The following is a 23,874-nucleotide window of genomic DNA, read 5'->3' as shown; positions in this document are numbered from 1 at the left end:
AACCGGGCGCTTATCGCATCTGGCGGTCGTCCACGTAGTTGCGCTTATCCGGCGCGGGCGGAAAGTACTGATAAAGCCAGGTTTCGCTGATGGCTTCGCCCTGGCAGCGCAGATACATGCGCATTTCTACCGGCTCTACGGAGTCGGAGTTTGGATACCAGTCGAACAGAATGCGGTAACCGTCGAACGGCTCAACATAGAGAATTTCAACCTGCTTCGCTTCGCCGCTGGAAAGCGTGATCACGGGCTCAATGCCCTTCGGCGCGGATTCTTTCAGCTTGCCGCCGATAAAGTCGATGGCGATGCGACGCGACCACTGGCTCGGGAAGTGTTCGCCCGGCGCCCAGCCCTCCGGGAAGCTGCCCATTCCGGTACGGGTGGCGTAAACGCGCGCCAGCGGCGTACGCACCGGCGCGTCGCCGCTCCAGTAGAGCCGGTATTCGAAGTTAAGCTTATCCCCGGCTTTCACCGGCTTCTCCGGCTGCCAGAAGCAGACAATATTATCGAGCGTTTCACCGGTCGTTGGGATCTCCATCAGACCGACAGCGCCCTTGCCCCAGCGGTTGCGCGGTTCGACCCACAAGCTTGGGCGCTTGTTATACCAGCCCATGACATCCTGATAACTCTCGAACTTATGGTCAGTTTGCAACAGACCGAACCCTTTCGGGTTTTCATCCATAAATGCGTTGAATTGCAGACGCTGAGGATTATTCAGCGGGCGGCAGACCCATTCGCCGTTGCCGCGCCACATGGCGAGACGGTCGGAGTCGTGAATTTGCGGATGAATGGTGTCGCACATGCGCCGCTCGTTTGTGCCGCAGCTGAACATACTGGTCATTGGCGCGATGCCGAGCTGTTTAATGTCTTTACGGGCGAAGAGATGGTTTTCCACCTCCATCATCACCTGCGTGGATTCGCAATGAATGGTGAACTTATAAGCGCCGGTGATGCTCGGGCTGTCGAGCAACGCGTAAACCACAAATGTGGTGTCATTCGCTTTTGGCGTTTCAAACCAGAAGGCGGTGAAATCGGGGAACTCTTCCGGCTGGTCCGTAAAGGTATCTACCGCCAGACCGCGCGCGGAGAGGCCGTACTGATAGGTGCTGTCCACCGCGCGGAAATAGCTTGCGCCAAGGAAAGAGACAATGTCCCGGCGCGCCAGCTCCGGCGCTTTAAACGCGCGAAAACCCGCGAAGCCGAGATCGGTCTGCCCTTCCAGCTGGCGGGTATCCACGCCAGCGTCATGATAGTTAAAAAGCTCCGGGCGGAAGTGAATTTCACGCGCCTGTCGGCTGCCAGGATCGACAGAGAACATGCGCACGCGACGGCGAAAACCCATGCCGACGTGAAAGAACTGCACGTCGAGCTGGCGCCCGTCGATGTTGTTCCACAAAGAATGGCCCGCATCATACTGAATGCTGTTGTAAGCCTGCGGGGTGAGCGTGGCGAGCGTAGTCGGCAGCGGTCGCGGCGCGCCGCCCCACGGGTTCTTTGAAAGGCTGCTCGCCATGTTCTGCAACTCAGAGAAGTCAAACGCGCGGGTCTGTCCGTCGGCGATCCCGGCATCCTCCGCCCAGGCCGTACGGGAAAAGAGTCCGGCGAGGCCGGGCGCGCCACACGCTGCGGCGAGCGCGAAAGAGGCTTTGATAAAACGTCTGCGGTTCATGCCTGAGAAATCGTCCTTAGTTGTCGATACAGTTGTCCTGCCCGCAGGCAGAACACGGCAAGTGTTAAGCGATCTGACCGCACACTGTAGACAAAATTCAGAATGAATCCAATAGCCTGCCGGAAACTTATTTTTATTATATTTTTCAGCATGTTATTTGTCAGCAAGCGGTAAGGAAGCGTCAGGCTTTGCAAAAGCTAACGCCCTAATTATGAAGGGAATTCCAGGGCGGCACGGCAGTTCTCAATATTGCCGGATAAAACGCGAAAACCCGAACCGTTATCAGACGATTCTCTCTGTTTTAACGCGCCCGATGGCAGCTTCGACTCATTCAAAAATAATATGGCGGCGCCCTCTTGCCAGACGAAGCGCCGCAGCGTAGTTTCACCGGCGCAGTCTGCGCGATGCGCTGTTATCACGCAGGCTGTATATGCCTTTTTATTCCTCCCACTGGGAGGCTCCGGCGTAACCAAAGCGCTTCGCCGGATAACACCTATAAATAGTAATGATGATAGCTCGCGGTGGCCCGGCTTTGCCGGGTTCTCTTTGAGAAACACCGATAAAAAAACCCCGGTTTCCCGGGGTTTTTTGTCTGCGGGCGATTATTTCACGCTAACGTCGATGCCCGGAAAGTACTTTTTCGCCAGCTGGTCGATGGTGCCGTCGGCACGCACTTTGTCGATAGCGGCGTCGAGCTGTTTTTTGGTCGCCTCGTCGCCTTTACGCAGACCAAAACCGATGCCGCTGCCGAGAATTTTGTCATCCTCAACCGGCTTGCCGATGAAGCCAAACCCTTTGCCCTGCGGCTTACTCAGAAAACCACCCTGGCCTGCGGCGGACATAACAAGCGAGGCGTCGATACGCCCGTTCACCAGGTCGCCCCATGCCATGTTCTGGTCTTTATAGGAAACCACCGTCACGCCCTGCTTTTCCCAGTGCTCTTTGGCGTAGGTCTCCTGAATAGACCCCTGCAACACGCCGATGGTTTTGCCTTTCAGCGCCTGCGGCGTGGCGTCCAGCGCGCTGCCCTCTTTCCCCACCAGCTGCGAAGGGATGCGGTAAATGGGCTGGGTGAAGTCGATACTCTGGCGGCGCTGGTCGGTAATGTTCATCGCGGAATTGATGGCGTCGAATTTTTTCGCCATTAAGCCTGGGATCAGCGCGTCAAACGAGGTTTCCACCCAGCTACACCTAAGACTCGCCGCCTTGCAAATGGCGTTGCCGAGATCGACGTCAAACCCTTCCAGCTCGCCCGCGGCATTGCGGCTTTCAAACGGCGGATATTCAGCTTCAATACCGTAGCGCAGTTCGCCTGCGGCAAACGCGGCGCAGGAAAACATCCCAAGCGTCAGACATAACACCTTAACTTTATTCATCATCACCCCTGCTTAACGTGGCTTCACCTGGCAGAGCGCCTGCGCCCCTGCCCTTAACGTCGCTTCATCTTTGGCAAAAGAGAGGCGAATAAGTTTGTTATCGGTCCCATCGGCGTAAAAGGCGGAAAGCGGAATGGTCGCGACGCCGTAATCGGTAATCAGCCGTTTTACCATCTCGCTGTCCGCCTCGTCGCTGAAATGCGCGTAGCTGGCGAGCAGGAAAAACGCCCCGCCGCTCGGCAACAGTTTGAAGGGCGACGCCGCCAGCAACTGCTGCATTAAATCGCGCTTGCGTTGATAAAAGCTCCCCAGCGCCAGATAAGTTTGCGGGTTCGCCATGTAATCAGCGAAAGCGTACTGCATCGGCGTGTCGGCGGAAAACATTAAAAACTGATGGACCTTGCAGACCTCTTCCATCAGCGCCGCCGGCGCCAGGCAGTAACCCACGCGCCAGCCCGTCACGTGGAAAGTTTTGCCAAACGAAGAGACAATCACGCTGCGCTCCGCCAGCTGCGGGTGCGTCGCCATCCCGTGATGGCGCTCGCCATCAAAGACAATGTGTTCGTAAACCTCATCGGAAAGAATGACGATGTCGGTATTTTTGGTTACCGCCGCCAGCTGCTCGAGGTCGTCGCGGGTAAAGACCTGCCCGCTCGGGTTATGAGGCGTATTGACGATAATCATCCGCGTGCGGGGGGTGATGGCGGCGCGCACCGCATCCCAGTCGACGCTGAAATCGGGCACCGTCAGCTTGATGGCAACCGGCGTCGCCCCCTGCAAGCGTACAATGGGCGCATAGCTGTCGAAGGAGGGTTCAAAGTAAATCACCTCGTCGCCAGGATGCACCAGCCCGCTGATTGCGGAGTAAAGCGCTTCGCTGGCGCTGGCGGTAATGAGAATTTCACTTCCGGCGTCGTAGCGCGCCTGGTAAAGACGCTCTGCTTTTTCGGCGATACGCTCTTTTAAGGCCATCAGCCCGGTCATCGGCGCATACTGGTTGTGGTTGGCTTCCATCGCCCGGGTCACGCCCAGCGTAAGCTGCGGGTCGCAGGGGAAGTTGGGCGCGCCCTGGGAGAGATTAATGGCGTTATGCTGCGCCGAAAGCTGGCCAATCACCGTAAAAATCGTGGTGCCTACATCGGGAAGTTTCGAACGGCTCTGAACCGGAGTGTGCATCGTCTCGCCCTGTCATTAATCACAAAATATGCATAACTATTCAACAGCAAGGTTGCCGCCACAACCGAATTGTTGTCATAATAGCCATGCAAAAAACGCATAGCTGGAGCACCCATGTCGCGGCGAACTTTCCCCCTCACAGCGGTGGACGCTTTCCTGGTCACCGCCCGTTTTCTTAACCTGACTCATGCCGCGCGCGCGAGCTTTGCCTGACGCAAAGCGCCGTCAGCCGAAAGATCGCCGCGCTGGAAGCCTGGTTCGGCTTTGCTTTATTTGAGCGTCACGCCCGTGGGCTGCACCTGACGCCGCAAGGCGCAGCGCTGCTGCCTGAGCTTCAGCAGCGTTATGGCGAGCTTATCCGCACCGCCGAGCAGGCGCGGCATAAACAGAGCGTGGTACGCCTGAAAGCCCCCACCTGCGCCATGCGCTGGCTGTTGCCTAAGCTGATGCAACTGGAAAAGACCCTGCCGGAGGTGCAGGTGGCGCTAACCACGACCACCGGTCACGGAGTGAGTTTTAAAACGGAACCGTTTGACGCCGCCATTGTGTTCGGCGCGCAAAACCGGGGCGGCGATGCGCTTTTTGAAGAGGCGCTCACGCCGGTCGTCAGCGCCGCGCTGGCAGGCGATGCCCCCCTCACGCTGGATGCCCTGTCCCGGTTCACCTTTCTGCACCCCACTCGCGATAAAACGGACTGGACGCTCTGGCTTTCGCAACAGCCGCCGCCGCTGCCCGTTATGCGGAAAAATCAGCACTTCGATACGATGGATCTGGCTATCAGCGCCGCGATCCAGGGCTTTGGCATTGCCATTGCCGATGTAAAACTGGTAGAGGAAGATTTGCGCGCGGGCCGCTTATTACGCCCATTCCAGGAGAGCGTAAAAACCGGCGCCAGCTACCGTCTGATGACACGCGAGCAGCCGGACGACGCCGCGCCGCTGCTCGCCTTTCGCCAGGCGCTGCTTACTCTAAGCTAACGTGATGTTTCATTACCCTTTTAAAAAGCTGCATTCGGGCGCGCATAAAGCGGGTCTCAAGCCTGAACCCCGCCAGCTTGTTCAGGCCCAGGCGCAACAGCCGCTCGCGCCCGCGTAAACTCGCCCACCAGCGCACCGGCCCTCCCAGCACCGGCAGGTCGCCTGGCTGATAGTGCGCGAAACGCGCCCAGTAATCCGACACCTGCGAAGCGAAAGCAAGGTCTTCCGGCGTGAGGTTATTGCAGGCAGGCTCCACCAGCCTGAGCGTATCGAAAACATAAGGCACTTCGTAACCGTGCCACGCGCCGTTGGCGCAGGTTTCGCGCTCCGCTTGCGCTACGTAATCAAACCAGTAACGCCAGCAGGGCTGGTTTATACGCTGCTGCGCCTGCATCACCACAAACCCAAGCGTGGTGAAGGCCATGTCGCGGCTAACCTGGCGGCCCAGCTCGCGGTCGTCCCGCACGCCGGGGTAAAGCAGACGAATCAGCCCAAGCCCCAGGCGCCGCTCGCGCCGCAGCTTCGCAATCTGCGCTTCCAGCGAGACGCCAAACCAGGTCAGCACGCTCGCCTCATCGCTGTTGCTGCCAATCAGTATGGGCATGGGATGGTGGCGGGCGGCGAAAAAGGTTTCCAGCATCGGTTGCGGCAGCACGCTGTCGCCGGAGATGGGCACCGGGGCAAGGTTATGGGGCGCGCTGAGCGGCCAGAAAGCGTCGGCGGGCAATGCGCGCAGTTGCTCTGCGGTGGCGTTCTCAAGGCCGAGGTGCGAAGCCAGCGCCACGCCTTTCTGCAAAGCTTTATCGCGAGGCGTGTCCGCCAGCGTATACCCACTCTGCACCCCGGCTTTATGAAACAGCCCTTTCGCCAGCGGCGAAGCGAGCAAAGACAGCACGCTGCGCGCGCCAGCCGACTCGCCAAACAGAGTGACGTTGTCACGATCGCCGCCAAACGCGGCAATATTTTCCTGCACCCAGCGCAGCGCGGCTATCTGGTCGAGCAAAGCAAAGTTACAGACAGGTTCGTCTTCTTCCAGCGCCGGGTGAGCGAAAAAACCAAGGTGCCCGAGCCGGTAATTGACCGTCACCACCACTACGCCGCGCTCTGCCAGCCGCTTGCCGTCATAAGGCGGCAAGCCGCCTGAGCCGAGCGTATAGCCGCCGCCGTGCAGCCAGACCATCACCGGCAACGCGCCCTGGCGTTCACGTGGGGCCCAGACATTCAGATAAAGGCAATCTTCTGAAAACGCGCCCGGGTCGCCGCCCGCCAGCGCCTTGCAGAAATCGGCGTTTTGCCAGCTTGCCGGGCCAAACGTGTCGGCCTGCAATACCCCCTGCCAGGGGGCGGGAGGTTGCGGCGCGCGCCAGCGTAATTCCCCTGTGGGCGGCGCGGCGTAAGGGATGCCGCGCCATACAGCAATATTCTCTTCAATTACGCCCGACAGCAGCCCCTGCGCCACTGCGACTTCTGGCGATGTTTCCATTGATTTGTCCTTTTCAGCCTCACTGCTGAGAGCGTAGCGCGATCAGAGCAGACCGCAACGTCGCTTACTGCGATCCTCTGCTTCCTGATAGAGCGTAAATTCGTCGAAAACCTGGCTTCCCAGCGCCGCCTCAAAGCTTTCCCGGCTGGCGTTGCCATGGCTGCGGGCGTGGTTTTCCGCCCCGAGGTTTGACTGGAAAATGCCTGCCGCGCTCACCGGCAGAAAATCTTCATAAATAATCGGCTGCGCCGTCACCCAACCGCGTTCGATTAACAGCTGCGGGTCGTCTCCTGGCCGGATAGCGTGGCGATGCTTTTCGCCCACCGGCGTTAAGCGATAGCGAAAATAGGCCAGGCCCTGGCGGCGCAGCAGCGCGTCGCTGTCAGGGAAGCGGCTGAAAACCTCCTGCAAGTGGTACTGATGCGTGAAATTATCTTTGCCGCTGCCCGCTTCCTGTAAAAGCGCATCGTAAAGCGCGCGGCCTTTCGGCGTCAGCGCCATGCCGCGCTGCTCAATCTCCCCGAAACGCGCCGTGTGGGTGCCCGCGCTTTCTCCGGCAAAGAGAATCGGCTCCTCCAGCGCCCTGAAGCTGGTCTGGCGCAATAAGATGGGGAACTCACGGCGCGGCGGCCCTTCTATCAATACTTTCGGCGTGATGCCATATTCCGGCATTAACGCCTGCACCCGGTCGATATCGAGCGTGCGCGGCGTTAAGTGGTTGATATGACAGCCGCGAAAGCAAACCACGTCGGCAATTAAGCGGTGCTCGTCGTGCAGCGCCTGGTAGGTTTGCGCATCCACGGTGGCGTGACTGTGCCAGCGAAAGGTCTCCAGCGCTTCGCTTACAAACTCGTTTGCCTGCTCCTGGGTAAAATGGCCCTGCTCGTCGTAAATGCTCAGCAATTCATAGCAGCGCGGCGTGAAGATATCGCGTCTGGCGAGGATAGCGGCGGCGCGCTTTCTGAGCTTTTCATTTTCAATCAGCTCAAGGCGCAGCAAAGAGGTGAAGATGCGAAACGGGTTACGCGCCAGCGCCACGTCATCCACCGGACGAAAAGCGGTGGAATGCACCGGCACGCCCGCCTGCGAGAGATCGTAGTAGCCGACCGGATACATGCCCATGATGGCGAAAATGCGGCGCAGCGTGGCAAGCTCATGGGCCGTGCCGACCCGTATCGCCCCGTGGCGCTCCACGTTCAGGCGCGCCAGCTCATCGGCGTTCGCCAGCTGTTCGTGCAACTGCGGGTTATTCTCCAGAACCCCAAGATTAACGTCGGCCACCAGCTCCAGCAGCGTGCCGTACTGCGGCACCTCTTTCTGGTACATCGCCGACATCGCCTGTGAAAACTGCTCCCGAATATCATCAGCCGTGATGCTGTTCGCCATGTTCTCATGCCTCCTGTGAGTATTGATGTGAGTGTAGAGAACGGCTTAAGCGCCTGGCGGGAACAATTCGTAATTTGTGATCTGCGACGGCAGTAACAGAAAGTGATGTGAACGCCTGGTTCCATAACTCATGGTTATGTAAATAAAGCCATAAATTCACTTTAAATTAACATTATATTTACACACACTCCTGGCAGGCGTTTAAAAAACATAACCTTTGTACCCTGCCTGATGGAGTCCGCTATGAGTGAAAAACGGCCCGCGCGAGAAGTCGTGCATCGCGATTATAACCAACACCCGCCCGCCTTTGCGCCGGGATATAAAACCAGCGTGCTGCGCTCACCGCGCAACGCGTTAATCTCGTTGCAAAGCTCGCTGTCAGAAATTACCGGCCCGGTGTTTGGCGAGCAGGATCTCGGCCCGCTGGATAACGACCTGATTATGAATTACGCCAAAGAGGGGTTGCCGATTGGCGAGCGTATTATTGTGCACGGCTACGTGCGCGACGGGTTTGGCCGCCCAATGAAAAACACGCTGGTGGAAGTGTGGCAGGCGAATGCAGGCGGTCGCTATCGTCATAAGAAAGATCAGTACCTGGCGCCCATCGACCCGAACTTTGGCGGCTGCGGCCGCGTACTGACCGATGAAAACGGCTATTACTTTTTCCGCACTATTAAACCGGGCCCCTATCCGTGGCGCAACCAGGCGAGCGACTGGCGCCCTTCGCATATCCACTTTTCGCTCTCCGGCGACGCCTTCGCCCAGCGGCTTATTACGCAAATGTATTTCGAGGGCGACCCGCTTATCCGCCAGTGCCCTATTGTCCGCACGATTAACAACGACGACGCGGTACGCACGCTGATTGCCGAGCTTGATACGCACGCCGCCGTGCCGCTGGACTGCCTGGCTTATCGCTTCGACCTGGTGCTGCGCGGCAGCCGCGCCACGCTGTTTGAAAACCGCACGCAAGGAGCCGCACGATGAAAGATTATCTGCCGGAAACCGCCTCGCAGACCGCCGGGCCGTATGTGCATATCGGTCTCGCGCCGCACGCGGCGGGGTTTCATATTTTCGAGAAAAACTTCAGCCATGTGCTGACCAACAGCCACACCGAGGGCGAGCGCATTGTGATCGAAGGCCGGGTGATTGACGGCTCCGGCACGCCGGTGCGCGACGTGCTGCTGGAGATCTGGCAGGCCAATGCCGCCGGGCGTTATAACCACCCTGCCGACTTGCAGCAGGAGAAAGCGCTCGACCCGGACTTTCGCGGCTGGGGCCGCACCTGCTCCGATTTCGACAGCGGCGTGTGGCGCTTTGAAACCATCAAGCCCGGCCCGGTAACGGGACGAGACGGCCGCATGATGGCGCCGCATGTCAATCTGTGGATTGTGGCGCGCGGCATTAACATCGGTCTGAATACCCGCATGTACTTTGCCGATGAACAGGCGGCCAACGAAAAAGATCCGGTGCTGAATCTGATTGAATGGGAAGTGCGCCGCAATACGCTTATCGCCACGCGCGAGCAGCGCGGCGATGAGGTGGTGTATCGCTTTGATATTTATCTTCAGGGCGAGAAAGAGACCGTCTTTTTCGACGTGTAGTGAATCAACAGGGCGCTGCTGGCGCCCTTTTTTATCCCGGGCATATGGACATCTGCCCTGCCTCTCTCCGCTTTGTGTCGTAAATGCTAGTTCATTGTTAATATTATTTTGCTAGCAAGTTATCAAAATTAAACAACTTATCTTGTCACGCTTCCCGCTCTGTTTTTAACATCAGTTATGGAAAAAAATGGTCTGTTTTCTCAGCGCATTCGCTTGCGCCACCTTCACACCTTCGTCGCCGTCGCACAGCAGGGAACTCTGGGGCGCGCGGCAGAAACGCTCAACCTGAGCCAACCTGCGCTTTCTAAAACGCTTAACGAACTGGAGCAGCTTACCGGCACCCGCCTGTTTGAGCGCGGCAGGCTCGGCGCCCAGCTGACGCTCGTCGGCGAGCAGTTTCTCACCCATGCGGTGAAAGTGCTGGACGCGCTGAACCATGCAGGCCAGGCGCTCTCCCGCAAAGAGAGCGATAATATCGACGTCGTGCGCATCGGCGCGCTGCCCACCGCCGCGCTCGGCATTCTTCCCGCCGTGATCGGGCAGTTTCACCAACAGCAGAGCGGTATTACCCTTCAGGTCGCCACCATGAACAACACCATGCTGCTGGCGGGCCTGAAATCGGGCGAACTGGATCTCGGCATTGGCCGCATGTCGGACCCGGAACTGATGAACGGGCTTAATTATGAGTTGCTGTTTCTCGAATCCCTGAAGCTGGTGGTGCGTCCAGGTCACCCTTTACTCAACGACAACATTACGCTGAGCCGCGTGATGGAGTGGCCTGTGGTGGTCTCTCCCAAAGGCACCGTACCGCGCCAGAACGCTGAGACGCTGCTGGCGAGCCAGGGCTGTCGATTGCCCGCCACCTGCATTGAAACGCTCTCCGCCTCGCTCTCGCGCCAGCTGACCGTGGATTACAACTATGTCTGGTTTGTTCCTTCCGGCGCGGTAAAAGAGGATTTGCGCCAGGGAACGCTGACCGCGCTGCCTGTCGCCACGCAGGGCGCGGGCGAACCTATCGGCATTCTGACGCGTGTCGACAGCCCGCTCTCCAGCGGCGCGCAAACCCTGCTCGCCTCTATTCGCAAATCCATGCCTGTTTGATCCGCAATCATGACGTAAGGGCATAATTAAGCGCATAAAGTGCTAATTCCCTGCCCTTGCGAATTTGCGAGGAATAACGCATTTTTTACCGAACCGCATTATTCCTGACAGGAGTTTGACTATGCCTTCGCTGTTTGATCCCGTAAAAATCGGCGCGCTCGAACTGAGCAACCGCATCGTGATGGCCCCGCTCACGCGCATGCGCGCCGTGGATGAACGCTCGCCGGGGGAAGTGACCAAAGCGTATTACGTTCAGCGCGCCAGCGCCGGGCTTATCTTTACCGAAGCTACCTCTGTCACCTCGCAGGGCGTGGGCTATCCGAACACCCCGGGTATCTGGTCGGAAAAACAGGTTGCGGCGTGGAAAGAGATTGTCGATGCCGTGCATGCGAAAGGCGGAAAAATCGCGATTCAGCTCTGGCATGTCGGCCGCGTCTCCGACCCGGTCTTCCTTGACGGCGAAAAGCCGGTTGCGCCAAGCGCCATCGCCCCGGAAGGACATGTAACCGCCGTGCGCCCTAAACGCCCTTACGGCGAGCCGCGCGCGCTGGAAACCGAAGAAATTCCCGGCATCGTGGAAGATTTCCGCAAAGCGGCAATCAACGCGAAGCGCGCCGGCTTCGACGCCATTGAAGTGCATGCCGCCAACGGCTACCTGTTTGATCAGTTCCTGCACGACGGCTCCAACAAGCGCACCGACCATTACGGCGGCAGCATTGAGAACCGTGCCCGTTTCCTGCTGGAAACCGTAGACGCGCTGCTTGAAGAGTGGCCTGCCGATCGCGTGGGGGTGCACCTGAACCTGATGTCCAACTCCTATTCGATGGAAGATTCGCAGCCGGTGGCGATGTTCGGCTATGTGCTGGAAGCGCTCAATAAACGCAATCTCGCCTTTATCTTCGCCCGCGAAGCGCTCGATTTTCCGAACCGCGTTGGCCCGCAGGTCAAAGAGAAGTTTCACGGCGCGTGGATCGCTAATGACGGGTTAACCAAAGAGAGCGCCGAAGCGCTGATTGAACAAGGCGAAGCGGACGCCGTCGCCTTCGGTAAGCTTTATATCGCTAACCCCGATCTGGTGGAGCGCTTCTCGCAAAACGGCCCTTATAACCCGCTTAACGCCGACACCATCTACTCCCCGGGCGAAACGGGCTACACCGACTACCCTGCGCTGGCGTAAGCCGCTTGCAGAAAGCAAAAACCACTCCCGAAAGAGTGGTTTTTTTTACGCCCGATAAGCGCGGACTTATTTGGTTGACGCTTTGGTATTGACGTCAGACTCCGCGATGGTAGTCAGTTTACCGTCGGTGGATTTCTCTTCTTCCAGCGTTTCACCCAGCAGTTTTTTCGCCTCGGTGTAGCCCAACTGGCCCGCCAGGGTGCAGAGCGTGCCGTAAGCGGCGATTTCGTAGTGCTCCACTTTCTGAGCGGCGGCGATCAGGCCCGCATCGCGCACCGGCCCTTTCTCCACTTCATCAATGACTTCCTGGCCTTCTTCAATCAGGCCTTCCATCGCTACGCATTTAATACGGCGCAGCTTCAGTTCCGGCACGCTTTCAACCACTTTGTCGATACGTTCAATCTGGCCGTGCGTCTCTTCCAGGTGAGCTTTAAACGCCTGGACAAGCTTTTCGTCTGACGCAGCGCGCGCCAGCTTCGGCAGCGCACGGGTGATCTGTTTTTCGGCGCTGTAGGTGTCTGAAAGTAAATGAACGAAAAGGTCTTGAGCGGTTTTAATCTGCATGTCGTTGTCTCCGTTAGTTATTTCAGAATGTCATATCCGGACCCTGATAAGCCTGGACGATGATTGGCGAAATAAGCCAGGCGGCAAACGCAGAAAACGGTACAGCATATTCCTAATTTAAAAAAAGTCGCCCCGAAGGGCGACAAAAGTCAGCCTGCCGATGGCTAAGGGGATCGGCAGGTTTACGCTTCTGTCAGAACGTTTCCCAGTTATCGCCGCTGGCCAGCGCCGGGCGCGGCGCGGTTGTCGCGCGCGGTTCAACAGGCGAAGCGCGATGCTCAGGCGCAGAAACGGACTGGCGCAGGCGGAACGCTCCTACGGCCTCGTTAAGACGAGCCGCCTGCTCTTCCAGCGAGACGGCGGCGGCGGAAGCTTCCTCCACCAGCGACGCGTTCTGTTGCGTCACGTTGTCCATTTCCGCGATGGCCTGCGCGACTTGCTCGATGCCCCGGCTCTGTTCATCCGACGCGGCGGCGATCTCCAGCATAATATCGGTAACGCGTTTTACCGCCTCCACAATGCTTTTCATGGTGTCGCCCGCGTGCACCACTTCCGTGGAGCCTTTATCGATCAAGGCCACGGATTCGCTGATAAGCCCTTCAATTTCTTTCGCCGCCTGGGCGCTGCGGCTTGCCAGGGTACGCACTTCGCTCGCCACCACGGCGAAACCGCGTCCCTGCTCCCCTGCGCGCGCCGCTTCCACCGCGGCGTTCAGCGCCAGGATGTTGGTCTGGAAAGCGATGCTGTTAATGACCGCGGTAATTTCAGAAATCTTCTTCGAACTGGTGGAGATGTTGCCCATGGTGGTGACAACGCCGGAGACGATGCGCCCGCCGTCGCTCGCTTTGCCGGAAGCGTCTTCTGCAAGTTTTGTGGCGTGATGGGCGTTATCGGCGTTCTGTTTCACCGTGGCGGTGAGCTGCTCCATGCTGGCGGCGGTTTGCTCCAGCGCGGCGGCCTGTTGTTCGGTTCGGGATGAAAGATCGGTATTGCCGGCGGAGATTTCGCTGGTGCCCTGATAGATGGCTTGCGCGCCTTCACGCACGGTGCCGACGGTTTTCACAAGCGAACGCTGCATAAGTTGCAGATGCTGGCTGAGGCGGCCGATTTCACTGCGCCCTGCGGGCTCTTCCGGCAGGGTGAGGTCGCCGCTGGCGATAGTTTCAATGCGGCTGGCGGCATGCTGGAGCGGCACGATCACTATGCGGCGCAGCACGACAAAGGTCAGCAACGTCATGATAAGCGCCACGGCAAACGCGCCCGCCATCATCAGGACGCTGAAATGGGTGCGTTTCGCCGCCTGGTCGCTTAGTGCCTGGACGCGCTCGGTGCGGATCGCCACCGCTTTTTGCAGCACATCGCTGTAGGCGGTGTCGAGCTGGCGAGCCTGTTCGTTTTCATGGTTGATAATCGCTTCGAACATGCCGTTTTTGGCGAATTTCAGCATCGGCTGAAGGCCGTTCAGATAGGCGTCGAAGCGGGCTTTCAGATCGCTGTTCAGCGCGTTGCCGGTCTGCTGCTGGCGCGCCTCATAGCTGGCGAAGCCTTGCGCGGCGAGTTTGATATTTTTTTCCGCCTCGCTGATATTGCGGCGCATGTCTTCCATTTCCGCCACGCGGCTGGCGGCGCCGGCGTGGATCATATTAATGCGCGCGGTGCGCAGCAGGCTGGCGCTGTCCGCCAGGCCGCTTCGCACCTGTATTTCCTCTTTCACGTCGTTAAGCGCGCTATCGCTCTGAACAAGGAAATAGCCAGCAAGCCCTGCGCTGATGGCGAAAAGCAGCAAAATGCCGCCAAGTATGGCTGAGAACAGCGGAACCAGCCGGATGTTATGCCAGAAACTCAGGACGTCCGTTTTTTGCTTTGTTGTCGTTTTAGTCATGGCCAGTTTTCTCATGTGTGTAGGACAGGAATAAGCCTGTAAGAAAACCATCGGCAGAAGCCCGCGAAGGGTTAGCGCAAAGATCGCTACCTGGCTCACAGAATCAGCAATTTAGTGCTGGCGCAGCGTATAAAAAAAGCGGCCCGCAGGCCGCTTTATGCTGCACAGGAAAACTTATTCGTCGCCGAAATGAATAACCGTACGAATGGATTTGCCTTCATGCATCAAATCAAACGCCTCGTTGATTTGAGAAAGCGGCAGACGGTGCGTGATGAACGGGTCGAGGCGGATCTTGCCTTCCATTGCATCTTCAACCATACCCGGCAACTGGCTGCGGCCTTTTACGCCGCCAAACGCTGAACCGCGCCATACGCGGCCAGTCACCAGCTGGAACGGACGGGTGCGAATCTCCTGCCCCGCGCCCGCCACGCCGATGATAACGCTTTCGCCCCAGCCTTTGTGGCAGCATTCCAGCGCGGCGCGCATCACGTTGACATTGCCGATGCATTCAAAGCTGAACTCCACGCCGCCGTCGGTCATCTCGACAATGACCTCCTGAATCGGTTTGTCGTAGTCGCTGGGGTTGACGCAATCGGTCGCGCCCATTTCGCGGGCCAGGTCGAACTTCGCCGGGTTGGTGTCGATGGCGATAATGCGCCCCGCCTTCGCCTGCACCGCGCCCTGGATCACCGCAAGGCCGATGCCGCCCAGGCCAAACACGGCGACGGAATCGCCTTCTTTGACCTTCGCCGTATTATGCACAGCGCCGATACCGGTAGTAACGCCGCAGCCCAGCAGGCAGACTTTGTCCAGCGGCGCTTGCGGGTTCACTTTCGCCAGAGAGATTTCCGCGCAAACGGTATATTCGCTGAAGGTGCTGGTGCCCATGTAGTGGTAAACCGGCTCGCCGTTATAAGAGAAGCGGGTCGTGCCGTCCGGCATCAGCCCTTTGCCCTGGGTGGCGCGCACCGCCTGGCAGAGGTTAGTTTTGCCGGACTTACAGAACTTACATTCGCCGCATTCAGCGGTATAAAGCGGAATAACATGGTCGCCGGGCTTGAGGCTGGTGACGCCCTCGCCCACTTCCACCACAATGCCGCCCCCTTCGTGGCCCAGCACCGCCGGGAAAACCCCTTCCGGATCATCGCCGGAAAGCGTAAAGGCATCGGTATGGCAGACGCCGGTGTGGGTGATTTTCACCAGCACTTCGCCTTTCTTCGGCGGCGCGACGTCAATCTCAACAATCTCCAGCGGTTTGCCGGGACCAAATGCAACTGCTGCACGTGATTTCATACTTGTCCTTTTCCGTTCGAGTGAATGGTCATTGTTATTTTAGATAGGCGCGCAGAAGCTGGCCGATTTCCGCCATACGTTCCGCGCGCTCGGCGCTGGTCGTCTCACCGCTGACCAGTTCATCTTTCAGGTGAATTTCCACCATCTCGCCCATCAGGCCGTTCGCTGCGCCGCGTACGGCGGCGATTTGCTGCAAAATGGCCAGACAAGGCTCGCCAGCTTCCAGCGCGCGCTCCAGCGCCTCTGCCTGGCCGCGAATACGGCGCACGCGGGTGAGAATACGTTTTTTGTCTTCCGGGGAATGCGGCATCATCGCCTCCTGATACTATAGGGGGGTATAGTACATAATTTTGCACTCCGCTGTAAACCTTAACTTTTATCGCTATTTCAGCGGGTTAGCGAACCAGCGCAAAAGCCACAAAAAGGCATCACCACCCTTTTTCATGCCGCTAAACCGTTTTTCGCCCCCAAATTTGCCTCTAAAATTGACAAAATGACGCGCTGCGAAGGGCTAAATAAACGCCGAATTCCGCCCGCGTTTTTGCCTGCATTAACACGCAAAAGATAGACACAAACGATCAATCAGATCGAATTGATCATTCATATCAATTAGAAGAAACGCAGAAACAAGAGGAACATAGCCTCAACAACGGGGGCTTCATGTTCATTGTTCTTGGCTTGATTCTTATTTTTGTAATATTAGTAGTCGCGATTATCGTATCGGCATTAGGTGATCTATCTGACGATTATTGAGGCTTGAGGCGAGTTGATTTCTCACAGGGCGGCTAAGAGAAAAAGCCAGCTCGCTGTAGCGGATGCTATAAAGCTCGCCTGCCTCACGCGTAACGACCCGCGAATTCAGCCAATCGGGCTAAGGCAGAAGCAAATAACCAATTTTATATATTATCTGGTTGTTTATATGGCATTCACATAAACCACCAGCATGACATAACTCAATACGCTTACGTTTTCAGAATGTAATAAAGCTCCCCCTGAACAGGACAGGAGCCGTATGAAAACGTTTTTACTCGTGATGTTACTTTTAGTTTTGCCCCGCTTAGCGTTAGCGCTTTCTCTCGACAGCAGCATTCTACTGCTGGGCTGCCCTGGCAGAGGAAGCATTGAGGTGATACTGCACCGCTATGAGCATACGCAGGAAGCCTGGGGCCAGGGCCAGTTTGAAACCGGGGGCGGTTATATAAAGAGAGCAGGTTTAGTGGTTTTCCCCTTTGCTAACCTCGACAGGCTGATTTATGACCAGAGCACCGCCTCGTTTGGCTTCTGGTATGCCCGCGAAGAGCGGTTTGTACACTGTCAGTTGCTGAGCCTGAGAAATACTTATCCCGCAGATATTCCTTATTTCCGCGAATAGCCAGCGGAGGGCGATGCATCGTTTTGCGGCGCTAAACGTCAGCGCCGCAGCGGCTGCCCCGCGGTTTCTTTCGCGCGCATCACCGTAACAAAGGTAATCAGCGCTGCGCCCATTACGTACCACGCTGGCGAGAACGGGTTGCCCGTGGCGGTAATAAGATAAGCTGAAAACCACGGCGTGATGCCGCCGAAAAAAGCAACGGCGAAGTTATAGGCTATCGACATGCCGCCGTAGCGCACGCGGGTGGGAAAAAGCTCGGCCATTGCCGCGCTGCACGCGCCGTCGAACGCGGCGATAAACGCGCCGAGCAGCAGCATAGCCAGTACGGCGGAGAGCATGTCGCCCTGCGCCATGACCATCATCGCCGGCCAGGTAAAGAGAATGAATCCTCCGCAGCCTGCCAGCATCAACGGCTTGCGCCCGAAGCGATCCGAAAGATAACCCATAAAAGGCACCATCACGGCAATTGCAAACAGACCAATGGTTGTGATGGCGTAAGAATCGAGTTTGCTGAAATGAAGCTGCGTGGAAAGATAACCCGGCATAAAGGTTTGCAGCGTCCAGTGTCCCACCGCTTTGATGACCACAAACCCGACGCAGAAAAGCAGCGCTCGCCAGGCAGAGGTTACCGCTGTGCGCAGCGGCGCCTGAGTGGTTTTCCCCGCCCGCGCGGCGGCGGTGAACTCCGGTGAATCTTCAAGCCGGGTTCGTAAATAGAGGCCGACAATGCCAAGCGGCCCGGCAATTAAAAAGGGAATACGCCAGCCCCATGCATTCATGGCTGTCTCGCCAAGCGAGGCGGTCAGCAGGAAAACCAGCCCGGAGCCTGCCACAAACGCCATAAAGCCAAAATTATCTATCCAGCAGGTGAAATATCCCCGCTGACGCTGCGGCGCGAACTCGGCAAGATACGTTGTGGCGCCGGAGGTTTCGCCGCCTGCGGCGAACCCCTGAACCAGGCGGGTGATCACCAGCAGCACGGGCGCCAGCACGCCAACCTGATTCCAGGTCGGAAGCAGCCCCATCACGAAGGTGGCGCCGGAGGTAAGTAAAATCACATTGGCCAGCACCTTCTGCCGCCCTTTTCTGTCGCCAAGCGAGCCGAACCATAACCCGCCCAGCGGGCGCATAACAAAGCCCGCGCCAAAAACCGCAAAGGAAGAGAGCAACGCCGCTGTCGGGCTGCTTGCCTGAAAGAACTGCATACCGATGATGGCCGCAAGCGTGCCATACAGACCGAAATCAAACCATTCGACAAAATGCCCGACGCCGGTCGCCAGCAAAACCTTCCGCAATCTGCGCGCCTGCTGCGCCTCTTCCTGCATTACTACCCCTGCCGCCGAACGTTCAATTGACTGCGCCATAGAGCCCTCTCGCTGTGAGTGTTTCTATAATAGATATATGTAGGCTAAACGGCGCCGCTTTAACGAGCATGCATTGTATAAAATGTGAACCGCGCGAAGTTCCATGAATAAAAAAGCGACAATGCTCGCATTTTAACGCTTTTGCCTGCCGGGCAGCATGCGCAGCAAAGTGTTGTCTTTCCATAAATAGTGATGAACCAGCGCAGCGCCGGCATGCAGCGCAATAACGAAATAGCTGGCATTGGCAATAAAAGCGTGGATAGCGCGCAGCTGCATCTCAACATCTTCATCGCCTTCTGCCGCCACTGGCATGCTGATGCCAAAAGCGAACCACTCCCGTCCGCCATAATATTTTGCCGCCACGCCCAGCAGCGGGAGCGTGATAAACATCAGGTAGATAACCAGGTGAACGAGATGGGAAAGGCCCGTATAGAGCGGCTTTGGCTTCGGCTCGATGGGCGGCGCCGGGTATCTCACCCTGACCAGCAGGCGGCTGACCATCAGCAGCAGAATGGCGATGCCGCAACTAAAATGGGTATAAATGAACAGTCGACCAACGCTTCGCGGCACCAGCCCGCGCAGTTCAATGGCGCCCCAGGTGACAATCACCAGCAAAAAGACCAGCCAGTGAAGCGTGATTTGCAACGACGTAAATTTACTGCGCATAAGGCAATCCTGAAACGAGGCGATAAAAGGCTCAAGATAGCGAGCCTGCATAGGAAATTCATCTGATTTGTTGTTCAATCTCCTGTAATTAAACGGGGTCAGGGACAAAAGCGCGCTTTTCCCGCCAGGGAGTACACTTCTAAAAGAGGCCGGAAAAAGCGTGCAGAAATCAGTAAATAGTTTTTTCCCGTCGCGACCTTGTACCCCTCAACATAATAAGGATGAGATGATGAACTTCACCAGAACCACCGCCTTTTTAGCGACCCTGCTTTGCGCCGCCACGTTGCAGGCGGCGGAAAAAACCGCCACGGCGCAGCAGGAGCGGATGACCAGCTGTAATCAGCAGGCAACCAGCCAGTCGCTGAAAGGCGATGAACGCAAAACGTTTATGAGCAAGTGCCTGAAAAACACCGACGAAGCGCCGGATAAGAGCCTGACGCCGCAGCAGCAGAAAATGAAAGACTGCAATTTCCAGGCGACGAACCAGTCTCTCACTGGCGATGAGCGTAAAAAATTCATGAGCGGCTGCCTGAAAAACGTTTCCGCCGCGCCTGCGCCGCAGGAGAACAACGTCACCCCGCAGCAGCAAAAAATGAAAGACTGTAATACCCAGGCCGTCACCCAGTCGCTGACCGGCGACGACCGTAAAAAATTCATGAGCAACTGTCTGAAGGCCGCCAGTTGATACGCCCGGGAGCCCGTTTTACGCGGGCTCTCTGCTTTTTGCCCTCTGCGTTCTTCCCTTACGGCCCCTCTGCGTTATCTTTATAGCTCGCCATCGTAACGGTAAACCCTTATGACTGAACTCGCTGAACGCATGGCGCAGGCTGTCGCCCGCGCCGAAACCTTTTCCGTCTGGCCTGGCGGCGACGCCCCCGGCGCACAGCAAAGCCGCGCCCGCTTCACGCTTGAAGAGCGCCACACTGGCGCGACGCTGCTTGACCGCGCGGTAACGGGCGTGCGCGCCCCGCAAATCACCGTTTACCAGCCCGCGTCGCCCAACGGCGTTGGGCTGCTGGTTACTCCGGGCGGCTCTTACCAGCGCGTGGTGCTGGATAAAGAAGGCAGCGCGCTGGCGCCTGCGTTTACCGACGCGGGCTATACCCTGTTCGTGATGACCTACCGCCTGCCCGGCGACCAGCACGCCGAAGGGCCAGACGCGCCGCTGGCGGATGCGCAGCGCGCATTAAGGCTGATACGCCATCGGGCGGCGGAATATAACCTGAATGCGGACCATATCGGCATACTCGGTTTTTCCGCAGGCGGCCACGTAGCGGCAAGCCTCGCCACGCGCTACGCCGAGGCCGTTTACGCGCCGCTGGACGAAGCGGATGAACTGAGCGCCCGCCCGGCGTTTATGGCGCTCGCCTATCCGGTTATCACCATGACCGGGGCCGCAGCGCATAGCGGTTCACGTCAGCAACTGTTGGGCGACGCGCCCGACGACGCGCAAGAAAAACGCTATTCCGCTGAACAGGCGGTCACCGCCGCTACGCCGCCCGCGTTTTTATTTCACGCCGCTGACGACCCTGCCGTGAAAGTGGAGAACAGCCTGATGATGTATGCCGCGCTGCGGGACAAAGGCGTACCCGCCGAGCTGCATCTTTTTGAAGAAGGCGGGCACGGCTTTGGCATTCGCGACGCCGAAGCGCTGCCCGCCCGCGCCTGGCCTGCGCTTTTAATGCGCTGGATTACCCGCACGCTTGAGAAAAAATAGGGGGGCGTGCCCCCTGTTTTTATGATTGCAGATAAACCACCTGGGTTTGCAGGTATTCATGCAGCCCGTGCTTGCCGTCCGCGCCGCCGATGCCCGATTTGCGCCAGCCCGCGTGAAAGCCTTGCATCGCTTCGAAGTTTTCACGGTTAACGTAGGTTTCGCCAAACTTCAGCCCTTTGATGGCTTTCATTGCGGTGTTGAGATTGCTGGTATAGATGGAGGAGGTCAGGCCGTAGTCGCTGTCATTGGCCATTTTCAGCGCCTCGTCGAGGGTATCGAAAGCCACCACCGGCAGCACCGGTCCGAACGTCTCCTCATGCATGATGGACATCTGCTGGTTGACGTCCACCAGCAGCGTCGGCGGGTAGAAATAGCCTTTGCCCTCTGCCGCCTTGCCGCCGAAGACCACTTTCGCCCCTTCGCTCACCGCTTTCGCCACCTTTTGCTCTACGCGCTCCAGCGCCGCAGCGTTAATCAGCGGCCCCATCGCCACGTCGTTACGCTGCGCCGGGTCGCCAAATTCCACCGCTTTCATGGTTTCGCCCAGTTTGCTGACAAAGCGGTCATAAATGCCTTTTTGCACATAGACGCGCTCGGCGCAGTTACAGACCTGCCCGGTATTAATAACCCGTGAATCGACAATCGCTTTAACCGCAAGCTCAAGATCCGCATCGTCCATGACAATCGCCGGCGCTTTACCGCCAAGCTCAAGGCACACTTTAGTGATGTTTTTCGCCGCCGCCGCCATGATCTTCTCGCCCGCCGCGACGCTTCCGGTCATGCTGACCATCGCCACTTTCGGGTTGCCCGCCAGTTCCTGCCCGACCGTTTCACCGCGCCCCAGCACCAGGTTGAATACCCCTTTCGGCAGCCCAACGTCATGAACGATTTCTGCGAACGCAATAGCGTTATTCGGCGTGAATTCGCTGGGTTTGATAACAATGGTGTTGCCGGTGATCAGCGCAGGCGCAAGCTTGCGGGCAATCAGGAAAAACGGGAAGTTCCAGGGCAGAATGCCGGTCGTCACGCCCAGCGCGCGTTTGAATACCAGAATATTTTCGCCGGGACGATCGCTTTGAATAATTTCACCTTCATAACGGCGCGCCCACTCCGCCATGTACTCCATGTAATCGGCAGTAAAGGCCACTTCAACGTCCGCCAGCTGCTGCGTTTTACCGCCTTCAGCAACAATCATCGCGCTGATTTCCGCCGCCCGCTCGCGGATCCCCGCGGCGATTTTCCGCAGCCAGCCTGCGCGTTCAATAGCAGGCAACGCCTCCCACGACGCCTGCGCCCTTTCAGCCGCCTCGATGGCCTTGCGCGCATCCTCAGCGCTGCCGTCCGGGATACGCGAGATAACCTCTTCCGTGGCGGGATTGATAACCTCAAGCCAGTTATCGCCCTGCCAGTGGACGAATTGACCATCGATATACATCGGATGTTGTACAGGTGCCGTCATGCCTTACTCCTTGAATATGATATTGATGTGTGTTTGAAGTAAAAAGCTTGTTAAAAATTACCCGGCATTGCCTCACCCGGCGCGGTGAAAAAGAGGAATGTGTGAAGGAAATCTAAAAAAAGAAACGCTGTTGCAGAAAAAATGAAGAGTCAGAGTGAAAAACCGTTTACGGCAGCGCACCGTAAACGGCAGGCGAGAGCTTAAATAAGAGAGCGGCTTCGCAGCGGCATCATGAGGGCTGGATCGTTTTGCGCCTGTCGCCAGGCTTCACGAACCTCATCCGGGATATCGATATGGCCGATGAACCCCTGCCCGCGCGGACCGTAGCCGTGTTCATCATCGTTAAGGCGCGGCATTTCGCCAAGCACCAGCGAAAGGTAGCGCGCCACTTCCCACAGCCCGTCCCGGGGCTGGGCGAATTTCAGGTTGCGGCTGCCGTTGATGACCTGCGCAGTAAAGCCCGGATAGCTCAGCCATTGCGGCTGAAAGGGCGCATCGCGCCATACCTGGGCGAACGTGGCCGCTGTGCGCCGCTGCATGGTCGGGTCCTGGATCAGCACCGCGCGTTGCGGCTTAAGCCCTTTTTCTTCCATCAGCTTGCGGGTAAAGCTGGCGTTCTCGCCGCTGTTAGTCGACTGGCGCTCGATAATCAGGCGTTCTTCAGGCACCTTCAGACGCTCTCTGGCGATAGTCGCCAGCAGATCCGCCTCGCTCAGCCCGGTTGTCCGCAACCCGTTGTAACGGGGATGGCGCGCGACAGCGGCATAAAGAAAGGTGGTGGAGTGGCCTATCCCGCCGGTTATCAGCAAGGGCAGCGAGCAGGCGTTTGACAGTTCAGCCGCGGTTTCCAGCGTTGGAAGCGCCGCATTGCCTGCCAGCACAATCAGCTGCGCCTGGCGCGCCTCATCGGGCGAAGCCATGTCGGTTTGCGCCAGCCACTGGCCCAGCGTGTTAACCGCGTTAAGCGTGCTTTCAGATAATTTTGGCATTGGCATCAGCTCCATAGGGGCCTCCTTGATTGCGAACCAACAGCCAGATTACCGGGGTTTTACCCCTCGCCCTATCGGAGCAACCTTAAAGCCGCGACAGTGCAGCCCTGCCGTCTTTCGCCGTCAAAAAGAAAAGAGCGTTTGCCATGCAATAACCGCCATCGCCAGCCCAAAGATGACCTGTAAAAGAATGACGGCGAAAGCCAGCACGCGCCAGAGCGTAATTTTGCCGTTTCTCATCATCAGCGTGATGCCAGACAGCACCAGCACAAAGAGAATAAACTTTACGATAAGCGCAATAATGAAACAGGTTGCGAACTGGTTGCTGAGCGCCGAGGTGGCGATCATCCCCAGAATGAAATTACCGCAAACGCCGTATCCCCAGAATGTCTGCGCCAGGCCCAGCCTGCCCGTCGCCAGATCTTTTATTGTTTGCATCCCTGTGTTTCGCTTGTTCTTTAAGAGTTTGAATGGCCGGGAAGTTTACCAGCCCGGCGAAGCGCTGCCAAAGGCTGCTTTGTGTGACTATCCGCATCCGAAACCGCAAAGTCCGCACGCACCCATGCCCTGCGCCCTTTAACCGCGCTGGCAAAATAAAAACGCCGAATTTCGCCTTATCGAAAAA

At 57.6% G+C, this 23,874-nt stretch carries 21 protein-coding genes and 2 pseudogenes; 9 read left to right on the top strand and 14 right to left on the bottom strand.

Annotated features, from left to right (window positions below):
• Window positions 1-10: 10 nt before the first annotated feature.
• The 3 genes from DW56_RS10670 to DW56_RS10660 form a co-directional block, all read right to left on the bottom strand.
• Window positions 11-1,666, bottom strand: a complete 1,656-nt coding sequence (locus DW56_RS10670) for a glucan biosynthesis protein D (protein ID WP_024553196.1) — start codon at window positions 1,664-1,666, stop codon at window positions 11-13.
• Between the two features lie 602 nt (window positions 1,667-2,268).
• A complete protein-coding gene (locus tag DW56_RS10665) occupies window positions 2,269-3,042 on the bottom strand; it encodes an ABC transporter substrate-binding protein (RefSeq protein WP_024553197.1) in 774 nt (257 codons plus the stop codon).
• A gap of 12 nt (window positions 3,043-3,054) precedes the next feature.
• A complete protein-coding gene (locus DW56_RS10660) occupies window positions 3,055-4,218 on the bottom strand; it encodes a pyridoxal phosphate-dependent aminotransferase (RefSeq protein ID WP_024553198.1) in 1,164 nt (387 codons plus the stop codon).
• Between the two features lie 114 nt (window positions 4,219-4,332).
• Here DW56_RS10660 and DW56_RS10655 point away from each other — a divergent pair.
• Window positions 4,333-5,195, top strand: a pseudogene (locus DW56_RS10655) (LysR substrate-binding domain-containing protein).
• On the opposite strand, the gene DW56_RS10650 reads toward DW56_RS10655, so the two are convergent.
• Window positions 5,182-6,678 (bottom strand): carboxylesterase/lipase family protein, encoded by a 1,497-nt coding sequence (locus tag DW56_RS10650; protein WP_024553200.1) that lies wholly within the window; start codon window positions 6,676-6,678, stop codon window positions 5,182-5,184. The pseudogene DW56_RS10655 and the gene DW56_RS10650 overlap by 14 nt on opposite strands.
• Before the next feature lie 42 nt (window positions 6,679-6,720).
• Window positions 6,721-8,064: a 2-oxoadipate dioxygenase/decarboxylase HglS gene (hglS, locus tag DW56_RS10645; RefSeq protein ID WP_024553201.1), complete on the bottom strand. Its 1,344-nt coding sequence runs from the start codon at window positions 8,062-8,064 to the stop codon at window positions 6,721-6,723.
• 243 nt (window positions 8,065-8,307) lie between these two features.
• On the opposite strand from hglS, the gene pcaH reads away from it, so the two are divergent.
• The 4 genes from pcaH (at window position 8,308) to DW56_RS10625 (ending at window position 11,943) form a co-directional block, all read left to right on the top strand.
• Window positions 8,308-9,048 carry a protocatechuate 3,4-dioxygenase subunit beta gene (pcaH, locus tag DW56_RS10640; RefSeq protein ID WP_024553202.1) on the top strand — a complete coding sequence of 247 codons (741 nt, stop codon included), beginning with the start codon at window positions 8,308-8,310 and terminating at the stop codon, window positions 9,046-9,048.
• Window positions 9,045-9,665 carry a protocatechuate 3,4-dioxygenase subunit alpha gene (gene pcaG / locus DW56_RS10635; protein ID WP_024553203.1) on the top strand — a complete coding sequence of 207 codons (621 nt, stop codon included), beginning with the start codon at window positions 9,045-9,047 and terminating at the stop codon, window positions 9,663-9,665. The genes pcaH and pcaG overlap by 4 nt, the downstream gene beginning before the upstream one ends.
• 177 nt (window positions 9,666-9,842) lie before the next feature.
• Window positions 9,843-10,766, top strand: coding sequence for a LysR substrate-binding domain-containing protein (locus tag DW56_RS10630; RefSeq protein ID WP_024553204.1), 924 nt, complete (start codon window positions 9,843-9,845; stop codon window positions 10,764-10,766).
• 121 nt (window positions 10,767-10,887) lie between these two features.
• Window positions 10,888-11,943, top strand: a complete 1,056-nt coding sequence (locus DW56_RS10625) for an alkene reductase (protein ID WP_024553205.1) — start codon at window positions 10,888-10,890, stop codon at window positions 11,941-11,943.
• Window positions 11,944-12,009: 66 nt separating this feature from the next.
• On the opposite strand, the gene DW56_RS10620 is transcribed toward DW56_RS10625, so the two are convergent.
• From DW56_RS10620 to DW56_RS10605, 4 genes are all read right to left on the bottom strand, one after another.
• Window positions 12,010-12,507 carry a YciE/YciF ferroxidase family protein gene (locus DW56_RS10620; RefSeq protein ID WP_024553206.1) on the bottom strand — a complete coding sequence of 166 codons (498 nt, stop codon included), beginning with the start codon at window positions 12,505-12,507 and terminating at the stop codon, window positions 12,010-12,012.
• Window positions 12,508-12,700: 193 nt separating this feature from the next.
• Entirely contained in the window at window positions 12,701-14,389 is a 1,689-nt protein-coding gene (locus DW56_RS10615; RefSeq protein WP_024553207.1) for a methyl-accepting chemotaxis protein, read from the bottom strand.
• A 174-nt stretch (window positions 14,390-14,563) separates the two neighbouring features.
• The gene (locus DW56_RS10610; RefSeq protein ID WP_024553208.1) at window positions 14,564-15,682 is read right to left on the bottom strand and encodes an S-(hydroxymethyl)glutathione dehydrogenase/class III alcohol dehydrogenase; all 1,119 of its coding nucleotides are present in this window, start codon (window positions 15,680-15,682) and stop codon (window positions 14,564-14,566) included.
• A 34-nt stretch (window positions 15,683-15,716) separates the two neighbouring features.
• Complete coding sequence (locus DW56_RS10605; RefSeq protein ID WP_024553209.1) at window positions 15,717-15,992, bottom strand: metal/formaldehyde-sensitive transcriptional repressor; 276 nt, start codon at window positions 15,990-15,992, stop codon at window positions 15,717-15,719.
• A 702-nt stretch (window positions 15,993-16,694) separates the two neighbouring features.
• Between DW56_RS10605 and DW56_RS10600 the strand changes: the two genes are divergently transcribed.
• Window positions 16,695-17,054 carry a hypothetical protein gene (locus tag DW56_RS10600; RefSeq protein WP_024553210.1) on the top strand — a complete coding sequence of 120 codons (360 nt, stop codon included), beginning with the start codon at window positions 16,695-16,697 and terminating at the stop codon, window positions 17,052-17,054.
• A gap of 38 nt (window positions 17,055-17,092) precedes the next feature.
• On the opposite strand, the gene DW56_RS10595 is transcribed toward DW56_RS10600, so the two are convergent.
• Both DW56_RS10595 and cybB read right to left on the bottom strand, forming a co-directional pair.
• The gene (locus DW56_RS10595) at window positions 17,093-18,418 is read right to left on the bottom strand and encodes an MFS transporter (protein ID WP_024553211.1); all 1,326 of its coding nucleotides are present in this window, start codon (window positions 18,416-18,418) and stop codon (window positions 17,093-17,095) included.
• 132 nt (window positions 18,419-18,550) lie between these two features.
• Window positions 18,551-19,084: a cytochrome b561 gene (gene cybB, locus DW56_RS10590; protein ID WP_024553212.1), complete on the bottom strand. Its 534-nt coding sequence runs from the start codon at window positions 19,082-19,084 to the stop codon at window positions 18,551-18,553.
• 229 nt (window positions 19,085-19,313) lie between these two features.
• On the opposite strand from cybB, the pseudogene DW56_RS10585 reads away from it, so the two are divergent.
• The 3 genes and pseudogenes from DW56_RS10585 to DW56_RS10580 all read left to right on the top strand — a co-directional run.
• A pseudogene (locus tag DW56_RS10585) lies at window positions 19,314-19,628 on the top strand (PsiF family protein); the annotation flags it as partial.
• Window positions 19,602-19,769: a PsiF family protein gene (locus DW56_RS22985; protein ID WP_267879864.1), complete on the top strand. Its 168-nt coding sequence runs from the start codon at window positions 19,602-19,604 to the stop codon at window positions 19,767-19,769. The pseudogene DW56_RS10585 and the gene DW56_RS22985, both read left to right, overlap by 27 nt.
• A gap of 111 nt (window positions 19,770-19,880) precedes the next feature.
• Complete coding sequence (locus DW56_RS10580; RefSeq protein ID WP_029589805.1) at window positions 19,881-20,801, top strand: alpha/beta hydrolase; 921 nt, start codon at window positions 19,881-19,883, stop codon at window positions 20,799-20,801.
• Window positions 20,802-20,820: 19 nt separating this feature from the next.
• Here the strand turns inward: DW56_RS10580 and aldA are convergent, their stop codons facing one another.
• From aldA to DW56_RS10565, 3 genes are all read right to left on the bottom strand, one after another.
• Window positions 20,821-22,260 (bottom strand): aldehyde dehydrogenase, encoded by a 1,440-nt coding sequence (gene aldA, locus DW56_RS10575; protein WP_024553215.1) that lies wholly within the window; start codon window positions 22,258-22,260, stop codon window positions 20,821-20,823.
• A 200-nt stretch (window positions 22,261-22,460) separates the two neighbouring features.
• Window positions 22,461-23,264 carry a YdcF family protein gene (locus tag DW56_RS10570; protein ID WP_024553216.1) on the bottom strand — a complete coding sequence of 268 codons (804 nt, stop codon included), beginning with the start codon at window positions 23,262-23,264 and terminating at the stop codon, window positions 22,461-22,463.
• 108 nt (window positions 23,265-23,372) lie between these two features.
• Window positions 23,373-23,687: a hypothetical protein gene (locus tag DW56_RS10565; protein WP_024553217.1), complete on the bottom strand. Its 315-nt coding sequence runs from the start codon at window positions 23,685-23,687 to the stop codon at window positions 23,373-23,375.
• Between the last annotated feature and the right edge of the window lie 187 nt (window positions 23,688-23,874).

The organism is Franconibacter helveticus LMG 23732, from assembly GCF_000463115.2.
Classification (GTDB): domain Bacteria; phylum Pseudomonadota; class Gammaproteobacteria; order Enterobacterales; family Enterobacteriaceae; genus Franconibacter; species Franconibacter helveticus.
The sequence above is the reverse complement of the archived record's forward strand: the minus strand, read 5'-3'. Positions and strand labels throughout refer to the sequence as shown.